Annotated in this window: 15 protein-coding genes; 8 read left to right on the forward strand and 7 right to left on the reverse strand. The window is 61.5% G+C overall.

Annotated features, from left to right (window positions below; genetic code table 11):
• Nucleotides 1–9: 9 nt before the first annotated feature.
• From AC515T_RS07150 to AC515T_RS07165, 4 genes are read right to left on the reverse strand one after another with little or no spacing between them, the layout of a single operon-like run.
• On the reverse strand, nt 10–1,050 hold the full coding sequence (locus AC515T_RS07150) for an AbrB family transcriptional regulator (RefSeq protein WP_496531950.1): 1,041 nt from the start codon (nt 1,048–1,050) through the stop codon (nt 10–12).
• Complete coding sequence (locus AC515T_RS07155; protein ID WP_496531951.1) at nt 1,043–2,557, reverse strand: tripartite tricarboxylate transporter permease; 1,515 nt, start codon at nt 2,555–2,557, stop codon at nt 1,043–1,045. The genes AC515T_RS07150 and AC515T_RS07155 overlap by 8 nt, the downstream gene beginning before the upstream one ends.
• Before the next feature lies 1 nt (nt 2,558).
• Nucleotides 2,559–3,020, reverse strand: a complete 462-nt coding sequence (locus AC515T_RS07160) for a tripartite tricarboxylate transporter TctB family protein (RefSeq protein ID WP_496531952.1) — start codon at nt 3,018–3,020, stop codon at nt 2,559–2,561.
• A gap of 55 nt (nt 3,021–3,075) precedes the next feature.
• Nucleotides 3,076–4,068, reverse strand: a complete 993-nt coding sequence (locus AC515T_RS07165) for a Bug family tripartite tricarboxylate transporter substrate binding protein (RefSeq protein WP_496531953.1) — start codon at nt 4,066–4,068, stop codon at nt 3,076–3,078.
• Between the two features lie 435 nt (nt 4,069–4,503).
• On the opposite strand from AC515T_RS07165, the gene AC515T_RS07170 reads away from it, so the two are divergent.
• Nucleotides 4,504–5,175, forward strand: a complete 672-nt coding sequence (locus AC515T_RS07170; RefSeq protein ID WP_496531954.1) for a response regulator — start codon at nt 4,504–4,506, stop codon at nt 5,173–5,175.
• Nucleotides 5,168–6,553, forward strand: a complete 1,386-nt coding sequence (locus tag AC515T_RS07175; protein ID WP_496531955.1) for a sensor histidine kinase — start codon at nt 5,168–5,170, stop codon at nt 6,551–6,553. Before AC515T_RS07170 ends, AC515T_RS07175 begins: the two co-directional genes overlap by 8 nt.
• A 139-nt stretch (nt 6,554–6,692) precedes the next feature.
• On the opposite strand, the gene AC515T_RS07180 is transcribed toward AC515T_RS07175, so the two are convergent.
• Both AC515T_RS07180 and ygfZ read right to left on the reverse strand, forming a co-directional pair.
• Nucleotides 6,693–7,514, reverse strand: coding sequence for an HDOD domain-containing protein (locus AC515T_RS07180; RefSeq protein WP_060738768.1), 822 nt, complete (start codon nt 7,512–7,514; stop codon nt 6,693–6,695).
• Between the two features lie 35 nt (nt 7,515–7,549).
• Nucleotides 7,550–8,491 carry a CAF17-like 4Fe-4S cluster assembly/insertion protein YgfZ gene (gene ygfZ, locus AC515T_RS07185; protein ID WP_496531956.1) on the reverse strand — a complete coding sequence of 314 codons (942 nt, stop codon included), beginning with the start codon at nt 8,489–8,491 and terminating at the stop codon, nt 7,550–7,552.
• Nucleotides 8,492–8,640: 149 nt separating this feature from the next.
• Here ygfZ and AC515T_RS07190 point away from each other — a divergent pair, with 149 nt between their 5' ends.
• Complete coding sequence (locus tag AC515T_RS07190) at nt 8,641–8,895, forward strand: FAD assembly factor SdhE (protein WP_003184348.1); 255 nt, start codon at nt 8,641–8,643, stop codon at nt 8,893–8,895.
• Nucleotides 8,879–9,331 carry a protein YgfX gene (locus AC515T_RS07195; protein ID WP_496531957.1) on the forward strand — a complete coding sequence of 151 codons (453 nt, stop codon included), beginning with the start codon at nt 8,879–8,881 and terminating at the stop codon, nt 9,329–9,331. Before AC515T_RS07190 ends, AC515T_RS07195 begins: the two co-directional genes overlap by 17 nt.
• Here AC515T_RS07195 and nadB read toward each other — a convergent pair.
• Nucleotides 9,300–10,916, reverse strand: a complete 1,617-nt coding sequence (nadB, locus tag AC515T_RS07200) for an L-aspartate oxidase (RefSeq protein ID WP_496531958.1) — start codon at nt 10,914–10,916, stop codon at nt 9,300–9,302. The genes AC515T_RS07195 and nadB overlap by 32 nt on opposite strands.
• Nucleotides 10,917–11,475: 559 nt before the next feature.
• Between nadB and rpoE the strand changes: the two genes are divergently transcribed.
• From rpoE to AC515T_RS07220, 4 genes are all read left to right on the forward strand, one after another.
• Nucleotides 11,476–12,057 carry an RNA polymerase sigma factor RpoE/AlgU gene (gene rpoE, locus AC515T_RS07205; RefSeq protein WP_003172477.1) on the forward strand — a complete coding sequence of 194 codons (582 nt, stop codon included), beginning with the start codon at nt 11,476–11,478 and terminating at the stop codon, nt 12,055–12,057.
• Between the two features lie 31 nt (nt 12,058–12,088).
• Nucleotides 12,089–12,676 (forward strand): sigma-E factor negative regulatory protein, encoded by a 588-nt coding sequence (locus AC515T_RS07210; RefSeq protein ID WP_230153096.1) that lies wholly within the window; start codon nt 12,089–12,091, stop codon nt 12,674–12,676.
• 12 nt (nt 12,677–12,688) lie between these two features.
• Nucleotides 12,689–13,636 (forward strand): MucB/RseB C-terminal domain-containing protein, encoded by a 948-nt coding sequence (locus AC515T_RS07215; RefSeq protein ID WP_496531959.1) that lies wholly within the window; start codon nt 12,689–12,691, stop codon nt 13,634–13,636.
• 234 nt (nt 13,637–13,870) lie between these two features.
• Nucleotides 13,871–15,301 (forward strand): DegQ family serine endoprotease, encoded by a 1,431-nt coding sequence (locus AC515T_RS07220; protein WP_496531960.1) that lies wholly within the window; start codon nt 13,871–13,873, stop codon nt 15,299–15,301.
• Nucleotides 15,302–15,346 lie beyond the last annotated feature (45 nt).

The raw sequence follows: 15,346 nt of genomic DNA on the forward strand, positions 1-15,346 counted from the left end.
GCAACTGGGTTACGAATTTGAACCCGGCCTGCTCGCCCAATACCTGAACAACGGCTCCGCCAGAAACAGCACGAACAGCAACCGCATCACCTGCAACGCCGTCACCAAGGGCACCGACAGTTGCAGCGTCTCCGCCGTCAGGCTCATTTCCGCGATGCCGCCTGGCATCATGCCCAGCGTCAACGAACGCAGGTCCAGATGGGACAAGGTGCTCAACCCTAGGGCTGCAAGCGTGGCGATCAGCATCGTCAACACCGTGCCAACCAACGTACGGCCCATGAACGACGGTGCCCGACGAAAGAACTGCCGGTTGAAATGACAACCCAATCCGCTGCCGATCAGCCACTGGCCGATCTGGCTGGCGCCGTTGGGCAGGCCAATGTGCAGGTCCCAACCGATGCTCACCGCCGCACTCACCAATAACGGTCCGAACAACCAGGGGTTCGGCTGGCGCAAGCGCTCCCAGACCCAGGCGAGCAGGGCGCCCGCCGGAAACAGGAGCGCCAGCCACAGCCAGTCCACCGTCGTGGCGTGTTGCACCGGCGCACCTTCGCCCAACAGGTACTTGAAGGCTGCCGGTACGCACAGCACCACCACCAGTACCCGCAGGCTCTGGCCCGCCGCGACACGGCTGAGGTCCGCGCCGTTGCGGGCACCGAGGTTGACCATTTCGCCGGAACCGCCCGGCATGCTCGAGAAAAACGCGGTAGCGCGGTCTTCGCCGGTGCGACGCATCAGCCAGACACTTACCACGCTGGACACGCTGGTGATCAGCGCGCCGAAGAAGATCAGGCCAAAATGGCTCAGGACCTGCTCCATCACTACGGGAGTGAAGTGCAGGCCAATGCCGATGCCCACCACCCATTGGCCGCATTTACGACCGCCGGGGATTTCCATCAGTTGCCACGGCGTAAGACAGCGCACCAGGATGATCGCCAGCAACGAGCCGACCATCCAGGGCAAAGGCCAGCCGATCAGGCTGGCCAGGTAACCGCCGGCCAGGCCGACCAGCGGTGTTCCCCACCATTGTCTGAAGGTCGCTTCAGACATTGGCCAGGGCGCGACGTTGTGCAGCGCGGCGACGCCAGATTCGCAGCAATGGCATGAACAGCATGATCGCTGTCAGGATCCAGCAGCCGAAGGTGATCGGGCTCGACCAGAGGATCTCCAGCGCACCGTTGGAGATCGACAGCGCACGCCGCAGGTTCTGCTCCATCAGCCCACCGAGGATGAAGCCCAGCAGCACCGGCGACAGCGGGAAGTCCAACTTGCGCAGGATGTAGCCGAAGATACCGATGCCGATCATCAGGAACAGGTCGAACGTGGTGGCATGCACCGCATAGACACCGATCCCGGTGATGATCGCGATGACCGGAACCAACGCCCAGTTCGGCACGGCCAAGATGCGGGTGAAGATGCGGATCATCGGGATGTTGAGGATCACCAGCATGATGTTGGCGACGAACAACGACGCGATCAGGCCCCAGACGATGTCCGGCTGTTGCTGGAACAGCAGGGGGCCAGGGGTAATGTTGTACAGCGACAGCGCGCCGATCATCACCGCCGTAGTGCCCGAGCCGGGAACGCCGAGGGTCAGCATCGGCACGAGTGCGCCGCAGGCTGCACCGCCGATGGCGGTTTCCGGCGCCGCGAGGCCACGCTTGTCGCCCTGGCCGAACGTGCCACCGGTTCCGGCGATGCGCTTTTCAGTCATGTAGGCCACGGCACTGGCCAGGGTCGCGCCCGCGCCAGGCAATACGCCCATGATGAAGCCGAGCACGCCACAGCGGATGTTCACCCAGAACACCGAGGCCGCTTCCTTGACGTTGAACATCATCCGCCCGGTGGCTTCCACCGCTTCCTGGCCGCGATGGGTTTTCTCCAGCAGCAACAGGATTTCACTGATGGAGAACAAACCCAGCACCAGCACGACGAACTGAATCCCGTCGGTCAGGTGGATATTGTCACCGGTGAAGCGGTAGACACCGCTGTTGGCATCGATCCCGACACTGGACAGGAACAGGCCAATCAGCGCCGCGATGAACGTCTTGAGCGGTCGGTCGCCGGCCATGCCGCCGAGGCAGACAATGGCGAACACCATCAGAACGAAGTATTCCGCCGGTCCGAACGCAATCGCCCATTTGGCCAACAGTGGTGCGAACAACACCATGCCGCAGGTGGCGATGAACGCGCCGATGAACGAACTCCACGCCGACAGCGACAACGCCACCCCGGCCAGGCCCTGACGCGCCATCGGGTAGCCGTCGAGGGTGGTCATCACGGTGGAGGCTTCACCGGGGATGTTGAGCAGGATCGAGCTGATGCGTCCGCCATATTCACAACCCAGGTACACCGCCGCCAGCAGGATCAGCGCCGATTCCGGCGGCAGCCCCAATGCGAAGGCGATCGGGATCAGCAGCGCCACGCCGTTGATCGGGCCCAGGCCCGGCAGCAGGCCGACCACGGTGCCGATCAAGGTACCGCTCAGGGCCGTGACGAGGTTGTAGGGGGTCAATGCAACGCCAAAACCCTGGCCGAGATAATTCAGGGTATCCATATCAATTCTCCAGGACGTCGAGCAGGCCAAGGGGCAGCGGCACGTCCATCAGCTTGTCGAACAACAGATAAAGACCGATGGCCATCAGGCTGATGATCACCACGCTCGGCACCCAGCGACCGCCATACAGGCGCGCCATCGGCACACCGATCAGGATGCTGGCGATGATGAAGCCCAGGGGTTCGAAGGTCCCGGCGAAGACCAGCAGCAGTACCACGCAGATGCCGATCTTCTGCAGGGTTTCACGGTCCAGTTGCGGGTCTTCATCGCTGTGCACGATGGGGGTAGGGCGAAACAGCATGTACAGCAGCGCCAGGCCCATCAGTCCCAGGATCAATAATGGAAAGGCGCGCGGGCCGACCGGTTCGTAGGAAAAGGCGGCCTGATACGGCCAGGCCATCAGCACCAGGCCGATACAGACCAGCAGCAGCACCGCGGCAAAAATACGTTGGATGGTGAGCATGACTAACTCCTGGGCGGCGCCGACAGTACCAGCGCCGCCGCGAGAACAGAGACGGTTACTGGATCAGGCCGAACTCTTTGGCCAGCACCTTGTAATCAGCCACTTGCTTCTTCACGTAGGTGTCCAGTTCCGGGCCGGTCATGGCGAACGGGAACAGCTCGCGCTGGTCGCGCAGCTTGGCGAACTCTTCGGAAGCCAGCAGTTTGTCGAAGGCGTCTTTCCACCAGGCGTAGTCTTCATCGCTGACCTTCGGCCCGAGATAGAAGCCGCGAACCACCGGCCAGAGGATGTCGTAGCCTTGTTCACGGGCCGTCGGAATGTCTTTCATTTCCGGCTCGTCCAGGCGTTTATCGGAGAACACCGCCAACAGACGCATGTCACCACTCTGGATGTGCGGCATGGAGTCGGAGATGTCGGTACTGCCCACTTGGATATGGCCACCGAGCAGAGCAGTGGCGATTTCACCGCCGCCTTCAAGCGCCACGTAGCGCAGTTTGCGCGGGTCGATGCCGGCAGCCTTGGCGATCAACGCGGTTTGCATCCAGTCCTGGCTGCCCACGGTGCCACCGGAACCGATCACCACCGAGCCTGGATCTTTCTTCAGGGCCTGTACCAGATCGTCGAGGGTCTTGTAGGGCGAGTCGCTTTTCACGGCGATGGCCCCATAGCTGGTGCCAACGGCCGCCAGCCAGCGCACGGCGCTTTCATCGAAACGACCGAACTTGCCCTGGGCCAGGTTCAACAGCGAACCGCTGGACCAGGCCACCAGCGTGCCGGCGTCGGCCGGACGCTGGGCGACCACTGCGTTGTAGGCCACCGCGCCGACACCGCCGGGCATGTAGGTCACGCGCATTGGCTTGGTCAGCAGCTTCTGGTTGACCAGCGCGCTTTGCGCCAGCTTGCACGTCAGGTCGAAACCGCCGCCAGGGGAGGCCGGGGCGATGCATTCGGGGCGCTTGGGCTCTTTGGATGGATCAGCGGCGAGCAGCTGCCCGGCGAACATCAGGCATCCGGCGGCCAGGGCTACTTTACGCAGTGATAGGTTCATTGTTGTCTCCACAGGAATTGTTGTTGTGTGTGGTGAAAATGTGTCGTTGACGGATTCCCGCCCCGGGTCATCGCTGATGGTTGACGCAGGTCGTTATCGGAATTGAATGCGTGGTGGCACCGCCCAGGGCGGTCTGGTTGAAGCGAGAAGGGCGAGCAGGCGCTGGGGCCTGGAGCTGCATGGACGGCATGGACGGCATGGTGAATACTCCGCTTTTATTTTTCTTATAGGGCGAAAACGCTTCGAGGCATTTTTCGTTCGCGATGGGGTGTCGCGGCGGGCAGTCGAAACTATCCGTAAAGGGACTCTAATGGCTCAACCTTTCGCTAACCTTTCAAAAGCTTTCAGAATGTTTTTGCCTTCACAGCGACGGATGCGGCTGTAAACTCCGCGCCAAAGAATGGCGTCGACCATCCCTGAATCGAGGAATAACCCATGCGTGTTCTGCTCGTCGAAGACCATCTGCAGCTCGCCGAAAGCGTTGCCCAAGCGCTCAAGAGCACCGGTTTGACCGTGGACGTGCTGCACGACGGCGTCGCGGCCGACCTGGCCTTGAGCAGCGAGGAATACGCTGTGGCGGTGCTCGATGTCGGGCTGCCGCGCATGGACGGTTTCGAGGTGCTGGCGCGCCTGCGGGCGCGCGGCAAGACGTTGCCAGTGCTGATGTTGACCGCCCGCAGCGACGTCAAGGACCGCGTCCATGGCCTCAACCTCGGTGCCGACGATTACCTGGCCAAGCCATTCGAACTCACTGAGCTGGAGGCCCGGGTCAAGGCCCTGTTGCGCCGCAGCGTACTGGGCGGCGAACGTCAGCAGCGTTGTGGTGGGCTGGTCTATGACCTGGACACCCGTCGCTTTACCCTCGACGAGGAATTGCTGACCCTGACATCCCGCGAGCAAGCCGTGCTGGAAGCGTTGATAGCCCGGCCGGGGCGGGTGATGAGCAAGGAGCAACTGGCGGCCCAGGTGTTCGGCCTGGACGAAGAGGCCAGCCCCGACGCCATTGAAATCTACGTCCATCGCCTGCGCAAGAAACTCGACGGTCATGCGGTCGCGATCGTGACGTTCCGCGGCTTGGGCTATCTGTTGGAAAACCGCAATGCATAAGCCCGACAGCTTGCGCTGGCGGCTGCTCTGGAACCTGGCGTTGCTGCTGGTGGTGCTGATGCTCGCCAGCGGCTTGAGTGCCTACTGGAACGGTCGCGAAGCGGCGGACACCGCCTATGACCGGACCCTGCTGGCCTCGGCCCGGACCATCGCCGCGGGCCTGTCCCAGCGCGACGGCAGCCTCAGCGCGGATGTGCCCTACGTGGCTCTGGACACCTTTGCCTACGACAGTGCCGGACGCATTTACTACCAGGTCAATGACATCGACAAGAAGTTGATTTCCGGTTACGAAAACCTCCCCGGCCCGCCGCCCGGGACACCACGCACGGACGATTATCCAGCCCTGGCGCGCTTCTATAACGCCCAGTACCAAGGGCAGAACGTGCGGGTGGTGAGCCTGCTCAAGGCGGTGAGCGAGCCAAACATGAATGGCATGGCGGAAATTCGCGTGGCGGAAACCGAGGAGGCGCGGGTCAGCATGGCCCGTGGCCTGATGGCCGACACGCTGTTGCGCCTGGGCATGCTGGCCGTGGGCGCGCTGCTGTTGGTGTGGTTTGCGGTCAGTGCGGCGTTGCGCCCGTTGGAGCGTTTGCGCACGGCGGTGGAGGAGCGTCAGCCGGACGATCTGCGGCCGCTGCCGTTGGTGGAGGTGCAACACGAATTATGGCCGCTGGTGCGGGCTCTCAACCATTTCACCGAGCGCCTGCGCGGGCAATTCGAGCGGCAGGCGCAGTTCATCGCCGATGCCGCCCATGAACTGCGTACGCCCTTGGCCGCGCTCAAGGCACGCCTGGAGCTGGGCTTGCGCGCCAGCGAGCCGGCGACTTGGCGTGAAACCCTGGAAACCGCTGCCCAGGGGACCGATCGATTGACCCACCTGGCCAACCAGTTGCTGTCCCTGGCGCGGGTGGAAAACGGCGCCCGGGCCATTGCCGAAGGCGGCGCACAGTTGCTCGACCTGAGCCAGTTGGCCCGTGAACTGGGCATGGCCATGGCCCCGCTGGCCCATGCCCGAGGCGTGGCGCTGGCCCTGGAAGCCGACGAGCCGGTATGGCTGCGGGGCGAGCCGACCTTGTTGAACGAGCTGTTGAGCAATCTGGTGGACAACGCCCTGGCCCACACCCCGTCGGGCGGGAATGTGATTTTGCGGGTGTCTGCGCCGGCCGTGCTGGAAGTCGAGGACGATGGCCCCGGCATTCCCTTGCATGAACGGGACCGAGTGTTCGAGCGGTTCTATCGACGCAACCAGCAAGTGGCCGGCTCGGGACTGGGGTTGGCGATCGTCGGCGAAATCTGCCGTGCCCATCTGGCGCAGATCACCTTGCACGACGGGGAGGCGGGAGGGCTGAAGGTGCGGGTGAGTTTTATCCCAGGGTAAACCTGGCGATGCAAAACCCTGTGGCGAGGGAGCTTGCTCCCGCTGGGTTGCGAAGCAGCCCTAAGCTTTTGCGGCCGCTGCGCGACCGAGCGGGAGCAAGCTCCCTCGCCACAGGAGCGCTTCGTGGCTTCAGATGTCTCTAATAGAACATCGACCGCGCTTCTTCGATGTCCGCGCACCGGGCCTTGTTCTCCGGGTCGATGCCCAGTTTCTTGAAGGCCGGGACGCCGAACACGTCAATCTTGCTCAGAGGGTGGTCGGTGTCCTTGTAGCAATACAGCGCAGCGACCTGCACCAGATCGACATAATCGATTTGCTTGGAGTCGCGGTTGAAATCCAGGTACAGCCCCGGCAGCTTCACCAACCGTTCCGGAAACTCCCAGACGCTGAGCAGCTTGTCCCCCAGCACCGGATGAATCGTCTCGATGACATGGTTGAGGCTGACCGGGTCCGACAGCAATTCATTATTGTCCTGTGCATACGTGAGGATCGGCAGCACGCCGATCTGGTGCACCAGCCCACCCAATGCGGCCTGGTCGGGCTTGAGTTGGGTGTAGCCACGACACAACGCATAGCTGACGCCGGCGATCTCCAGGCTTTTGCGCCAGACTTCGCGCATCTTCAGTTCCACCACCTCGGAGCGGGCATGGAAAATCTGTTCCATCACCAAGCCAATGGCCAGGTTGCTGCTGTAGTTGACGCCCAGTCGAGTGATGGCCGTGTGCAGGTCAGTGACTTCCTGGGTGGCGCGCAACAGCGGGCTGTTGACCACTTTTATCAGGCGTGCCGAGAGGGCCGTATCGCGGCCGATCACTTTGCTCAGGTTGCTGACGCTGATTTCCGGGTCTTCGGCGGCCCGGCGAATCTGCATGGCCACTTCCGGTAATGTTGGCAGAACCAGGTCATCGTTATCGATGGCCTGCACCAAATCCCGTTGGACCTTATCCGCCAAATCGCTCATTTCGGTTCTCTAGGGTGTTGCGACAAATGCTGCGATCAGCGCTGGATTTCGCGGTCGCGGTCCAGTTCGTAAGGCAGGTCCAACAATTGAAGGCGAGGGCCTTCCAAGGCACCGAGGTGCAGATTGTCATCTTCTGCTGCTTCGGCCTGCAATACCGCCAGCAGTTCAATGTTTCCTTCGCCGCGGGCGGCAACTACCACTTCGCCGATGGAACTGCCGTGGGTGGGGGAGAACAGCGCCGTGCCGGGCTCCGGCAACTCGTTGGCGTCCAGTTGCAGGCGATACAGGCGCCGCTTGAGCTTGCCCAGGTATTGCATGCGGGCGACGATTTCCTGGCCGGTGTAGCAGCCTTTCTTGAAGCTGACGCCGCCGACGGCTTGCAGGTTGAGCATCTGTGGGATGAACAGTTCGCGGGTGCTCGGCATGACCTGACCGATCCCGGCACGGATCTGGCCCAGCAGCCAAGGGTTCAGGTCCGCCTCGGCCAGTTCAGCGCCCAGGCGGGTCCGCAGTGCCTGTGCCTGTTCGGCGGGTGCCCACAATTCGGCGCGGCCGGGAGAAACCCGGATGGCGATCAAGGCTTCATGGCGCGCCACGCTGTCGGTGTCGCTCGGCAGTTCGAGGCCCAGGCCCGCGAGGGCCTTGTCGGCATTTTCCAGGCCGAAGCGAACCCAGGCGGCGCTTTCGTCGGTGAGCTTGGATTTGGAGAACACGGCGTATTTTTTCAGGTCCGCCAATTGCGGCTCGAGCAGTTCGGTGGCCATGGCCATCAATACACCATCACCTTGGAGCAGGATGCGGAAGCTCGATTGCATCCGGCCCTTCTGCGTGCAGCGGGCACCGAGGCTGGCCCGGCTGTCGCTCAGGTAGTCGAGGTTGCAGGTCAATTGGCCTTGCAGGAATTTGCTGGCATCCACGCCGCGGACCGCGAGGACGCCTTCGTGGGACAGGGTGCAGAAAAAAGCGAAATCAGCCATGGGTCATCGCAGGGTAAAAAGTCTGGTAGACATCATAAGGGGACGCCCTTGAAATGGGTAGTTCACAAAGGATCGGTGGTGCCCGAACAAAGCCGTCTGTTGCGCTGTGGCGAGGCCTGTATACTTGCGCTCTATTTGAGGAGCGCTCCATGGTCGAAGATGTTGAACTGAATCGCCTCTACTGGCACAGCCGCCGCGGCATGCTTGAGCTGGATGTGTTGCTGGTGCCGTTCGTGAAAGAGGTTTACCCCCATCTCAATGAAGTGGACCGTGCGTGTTATGTCCGCCTGCTCGAATGCGAGGATCAGGACATGTTCGGCTGGTTCATGGAACGCAGCGAATCCGAAGACCCGGAGTTGCAGCGCATGGTCCGGATGATCCTGGACCGTGTCCAACCCAAGTAATCGCTTCGAATGCCGCTGGCAGGCCTCCGGGCAACTGCTGGCGGCCTATCTGCTGGCCCAGGTGTTCGCCCTGGGGTCGTTGCTTCTGTTGTCCATCCCGTCCTGGTGCGCAGCGCTTGGCGTCATCCTGTGCCTGGCCCATGGCGCCTGGGTCATTCCCCGACAGGTCGTGCTGACCCATCGCCGGGCCTTTCGCGGGTTGCGGCGTAATGCCGCTGGCTGGCAGCTCTGGAGCCGGGCCGATGGCTGGCGGGCTGTGCAACTGCGCCCCGATAGCCTGGCGCTGCCGATGATCATCGTGCTGCGTTTTCGATTGCAGGGTGAATGGCGGGTCCGTTCCCTGTGCGTGCCCCGCGACGCGCTGGCGCCGGATGTCCATCGGCGCCTGCGGGTGCGGCTCAGGTTCAGTCGGCGTAGGTGGGCGGCACCAGGATAGTGTCCAGTGCCTCGGGCAGCAGGTTCGGGTAGTCGAGGGTGTAATGCAGTCCTCGGCTTTCCTTGCGTTCCATGGCCGAGCGAATCATCAGTTCAGCCACCTGGGCCAGGTTGCGCAGCTCGATCAGGTCGCGGCTGACTTTATAGTTGCTGTAGAACTCGTCGATTTCATCCAGCAGCAAACGCACCCGATGCTGTGCCCGTTGCAGGCGCTTGTTGGTGCGCACGATGCCCACGTAGTCCCACATGAATCGCCGCAGTTCGTCCCAGTTGTGGGCGATGATCACGTCTTCGTCAGAATCGGTGACCTGGCTGGCGTCCCACGAGGGCAGGGTGGCTGGAATGGCGATCTGCGGCAATTGCTCGAGGATGTCTGCCGCCGCCGAGCGGGCGTAGACGAAACATTCCAGCAGCGAATTGCTGGCCATGCGGTTGGCGCCGTGCAGGCCGGTGAAGCTGGTTTCGCCAATGGCATACAGGCCAGGCACGTCGGTGCGGCCCTGTTGGTCGACCATCACGCCGCCACAGGTGTAGTGCGCCGCTGGCACCACCGGGATCGGTTGCTTGGTGATATCGATGGAAAATTCCAGGCAGCGCTCGTACACCGTCGGGAAGTGGCTCTTGATGAACGCTTCGGGCTTGTGGCTGATGTCCAGGTAGACGCAATCGATACCCAGGCGCTTCATTTCATGGTCGATGGCCCGGGCGACGATGTCACGCGGCGCCAGTTCGGCGCGCGGGTCGAAGCGTTGCATGAAGCGTTCACCGTTGGGGAGCTTCAAATGGGCCCCTTCGCCACGCAGGGCCTCGGTCACCAGGAAACTCTTGGCCAGCGGGTGATAGAGGCAGGTGGGGTGGAACTGGTTGAACTCCAGGTTTGCTACCCGGCAACCCGAACGCCAGGCCATGGCGATGCCGTCGCCGCAGGCGCCGTCGGGGTTGCTGGTATACAGGTAGACTTTCGCCGCGCCACCGGATGCCAGGACGACGAAGCGCGCGCCGTAGGTGTCGACTTCGCCGGTACCGCGATTGAGCACGTAGGCACCGAGGCAGCGGTCACCGTCCAGGCCCAGGCGTTTTTCGGTGATCAGGTCGATCGCGACGCGCTGTTCCAGCAATTCGATGTTCGGCCGTAATCGCGCCTGGGCGAGCAGGGTCTTGAAGATCGCCGCGCCGGTGGCGTCGGCCGCGTGGATGATGCGCCGATGGCTGTGGCCGCCTTCGCGGGTCAGGTGGAACTCGAAACCGCCGTCTTCGGTGCCCGATTGTTCGTCACGGGTAAACGGCACGCCCTGGTCGATCAGCCATTGGATGGCCTCCCGGCTGTGCTCGACGGTGAAACGCACCGCTTGCGGATCGCAAAGGCCACCGCCGGCGTTGAGGGTGTCGTCGACATGGGATTCAATGGTGTCGGTATCGTCCAGCACGGCGGCGACACCGCCCTGGGCCCAGAAGGTCGAACCGTTGGCCAGGTCGCCTTTGCTCAGTACTGCGATGCGCAAATGCGCAGGCAAGGTCAGGGCCAGGCTCAATCCGGCGGCTCCGCTGCCGATTACCAGAACATCGTGTTGAAACTGTTGGCTCATTCGAATGGTTTCCGCTCAAAGCGACCCGGGTCGGGGTTGGCGCCAGACACCGCTTCAACGGGTCGGGCAGCCACGCAGCCCACTAGTATATAGAGGGGGGGATCGGCACAATAGCCGGGCATTCATGGCAATGTGGAACCAGCGTGACAGAAAAGCGACACGCTTCGTCGGATCGTCGGTTTGGCTTTGAGTCGATAAAGGCGGCCGTTTCGAGGACAGAACGCTGTTTATCTCGTCATGGTTGCCTAATATTCAGTTCATAACGATGTAAATAGCGGGAACTTTTGCCAAGCGCCTACGTTCAATAGACGGTTGTCTGCAAAAGGGAGCAGCGTCGGGTTGGTGCAAGATTTCGATTGGAATCGCTGCCGACAGACCCGATGACAGATTATTCGCGCAGCCGGGGAAACTCCTGCTGCGTTTTTCGTGCGTGCCGAGATCAGAGCGCGCCGGAAACTTGCTTGGAAGGGGGAGAACTTTTGCGAAAAGCCCGAGTCTATGTTTGCAAGCCCGGTCATTTAGTAATGCAAGCCTCCTTCGAGCTTATCGAGGAGTGTTCATGCTAACCCAGGAAGAGGATCAGCAGCTGGTCGAGCGCGTCCAACGCGGCGACAAGCGAGCTTTCGATCTGCTAGTGCTGAAATACCAGCACAAAATTCTCGGGTTGATCGTGCGTTTCGTGCACGACACCCATGAAGCGCAGGATGTCGCTCAGGAAGCCTTCATCAAGGCCTACCGCGCACTTGGTAATTTCCGCGGGGACAGCGCGTTTTATACGTGGCTTTACCGCATCGCCATCAACACGGCGAAAAACTATCTGGTTTCACGCGGCCGCCGGCCGCCGGATAGCGATGTAAGTTCTGAAGATGCCGAGTTCTACGATGGCGATCATGGCCTCAAGGATCTCGAATCACCGGAACGTGCGTTGCTGCGGGATGAGATCGAAGGCACCGTCCATCGAACCATCCAGCAACTGCCTGAAGATTTGCGTACGGCTTTAACTTTACGTGAGTTCGACGGTCTGAGTTACGAAGACATTGCGAGCGTCATGCAATGTCCTGTGGGCACCGTGCGCTCCCGGATTTTCCGCGCTCGGGAGGCCATCGATAAAGCCTTGCAACCTTTGTTGCAGGAAAACTAGAGACAGCGGCGACAGCCAAGAGAGGAACGCCATGAGTCGTGAAGCCCTGCAGGAATCGCTGTCCGCAGTTATGGACAACGAAGCGGACGAACTTGAATTACGTCGGGTATTGAATGCCTTTGACGATGTTGAAACACGTGAGACCTGGGCTCGTTACCAGATCGCCCGGGCTGTTATGCACAAGGATTTGCTGCTTCCACGCCTGGACATCGCCGCGGCCGTTTCTGCTGCATTGGCTGACGAAGCCGTACCGGCAAAAGCTTCACGCGGACCATGGCGCAGCCTGGGTCGTCTGGCGGTAGCCGCGTCGGTCACCGTTGCCGTACTGGCCGGTGTGCGCCTGTACAACCAGGATGAGATTGCTGGCGTGCAAATGGCGCAGCAGTCCAACCAGCCTGGCTTGGCCGCTCCACAGGTCAAGGGCCCAGCGGTATTGGCCGGTTACAGCGAAGGTTCGGAAGCCGCAGGCCCGATGGTCAACGGTGTTCTGCAAGGCCAGCCTGGCTGGCATGATCAGCGTCTGCCCAACTACCTGCGTCAGCATGCCCAGCAAGCTGCCCTGAAAGGTACCGAAAGCGCGCTGCCTTACGCCCGTGCCGCCAGCCTGGAAAACCGTTAATAAGGAAAGCCATTGCGCGCCATACCTCTATTCACGCTTCTGCTTGGTGGCTGGTGTGCGATTCCAGCCCATGCCGATGAGGCTCAGGACTGGTTGAACCGCCTGAGTCAAGCCGAGGAACAGCAGAGCTTCCAGGGCACTTTCGTTTACGAGCGCAACGGTAGTTTTTCTACGCACAACATCTGGCATCGCGTCCAGGATGGCAAGGTCCGCGAGCGGTTGCTCCAGCTCGACGGCTCGGCACAGGAAGTCCTGCGCATTGATGGGCATACTCAATGCGTCAGCGGCTCCTTGATCGCGGGGCTGGGCAATACGCCGGACGGCACTTCACGTGCGCTCGATCCGCAAAAACTCAAGAATTGGTATGACCTTGCTGTCATTGGCAAGTCGCGCGTGGCCGGGCGTCAAGCGGTCATCGTGGCATTGACGCCCAAGGACCAGCATCGCTATGGCTTCGAGCTGCATCTGGACAAAGAGACCGGCCTGCCGCTCAAGTCCTTGTTGCTCAATGACAAGGGCCAATTGCTCGAACGCTTCCAGTTCACTCGCTTGAACGTCACCGCTCCCACGGATGGTGACCTGCAGGCCAGTGCCGAATGCAAGGCCGTCGCGCAGGATCCCGGAAAGGCCGTCGCGGCGAAAACCGCCTGGCACTCGGATTGGTTGCCGCCCGGCTTTGAACTGACCAGCAGTGCCGCGCGCAAGGACCCGGACACCCAGGTCCAGGTCAGCAGCTTGATGTACGACGATGGCCTGGCGCGCTTCTCGGTGTTCCTGGAGCCGTTGAACGGTGCCAACGCCACCGACACCCGTACTCAACTCGGCCCGACGGCTGCCGTCTCCCGCAGGCTCACGACGCCCCAAGGCGAAATGATGGTCACGGTGGTCGGTGAGATTCCTATCGGTACGGCGGAACGGATCGCGCTTTCCATGCGCTCCGACGTCAAGGCGACTCAATAGCCAGCTGGCTCCATGGGTGGTTCGATTGCGCGAGAGGCTGATGACGCCAGGGCTTGATCGAAATGCCGAAACTTCCTGTCAGCATTTTCATTTGCAAAAACCCAGCTTTTTTTCTATAGGTCAGAGCCGCTCGGCCCTGGCCTTGTCTGTTCCCGGAACAAAAATACCGGCGTATCTTTCCCTGGTATTCCTTGCTCCATATCGCTTAACCATGCTCGTCGTAACGGGAGCCGTATGTCGATACCACGCTTGAAAACCTATCTCTCCATTTTTGCCACCGTGCTTGTGCTCGGCCAGGCGGTTCCTGCCGTGGCGGTCGAATTGCCTGATTTCACGCAACTGGTCGAGCAGGCTTCGCCCGCGGTGGTGAACATCAGCACCACCCAGAAGTTGCCGGACCGCCGCGTATCGGACCAGCAGATGCCCGACCTGGAAGGCTTGCCGCCGATGCTGCGGGAGTTCTTTGAGCGTGGCATGCCACAACAGCCTCGTTCGCCCGGCGGTGGCCGCCAGCGCGAAGCGCAATCCCTGGGGTCGGGCTTCATCATTTCGCCTGATGGCTACATCCTGACCAACAACCATGTGATCGCCGATGCCGACGAAATCCTGGTACGCCTGGCCGACCGCAGCGAGCTGAAGGCCAAGCTGATCGGCACCGACCCACGTTCCGACGTGGCGCTGTTGAAAATCGAGGGCAAAGACCTGCCGGTGCTCAAGCTGGGTAAATCCCAGGACCTGAAAGCCGGCCAATGGGTGGTGGCCATCGGTTCTCCATTCGGCTTCGACCACACCGTGACCCAGGGTATCGTCAGCGCCATCGGTCGCAGCCTGCCGAACGAAAACTACGTGCCGTTCATCCAGACCGACGTGCCGATCAACCCGGGTAACTCCGGTGGCCCGCTGTTCAACCTCGACGGTGAAGTGGTGGGCATCAACTCCCAGATCTATACCCGTTCGGGCGGCTTCATGGGCGTGTCCTTCGCGATTCCGATCGACGTTGCCATGGACGTGTCCAACCAACTGAAAAGCGAAGGCAAGGTCAGCCGTGGCTGGTTGGGCGTGGTGATTCAGGAAGTGAACAAGGATCTGGCCGAGTCGTTCGGGCTGGATAAACCCGCCGGTGCGCTGGTGGCACAGATCCAGGAAGGTGGCCCGGCTGCCAAGGGCGGCCTGCAAGTGGGTGACGTGATCCTGAGCATGAACGGCCAGCCGATCATCATGTCCGCCGACCTGCCGCACCTGGTGGGCGCCCTCAAGGCGGGTGCCAAGGCCAATCTTGAAGTGATTCGTGAAGGCAAGCGCAAGAACGTCGAGCTGACCGTCGGCGCCATTCCTGAAGAGGGCAAGGAACTGGATTCGCTGCCCAAGTCCGGTGTCGAGCGCAGCAGCAACCGCCTGGGCGTGGCGGTGGTCGAACTGACCGAAGAGCAGAAACGCACCCTGGAACTGCAGGGCGGGGTGGTGATCAAGGAAGTGCAGGACGGTCCTGCCGCGCTGATCGGTCTCCAGCCAGGCGACATCATCACGCACCTGAACAACCAGGCCATCGGTTCGGCGAAGGAATTCACCGACATTGCCAAGGCATTGCCGAAGAATCGTTCAGTGTCGATGCGGGTCCTGCGACAGGGGCGTGCGAGCTTCATCACCTTCAAGCTGGCCGAATGATCGGTTAGCCGCTGAAAAAAAAACCGCCTCGGAAGAGGCGGTTTT

Source organism: Pseudomonas sp. FSO-7, from assembly GCF_059579345.1.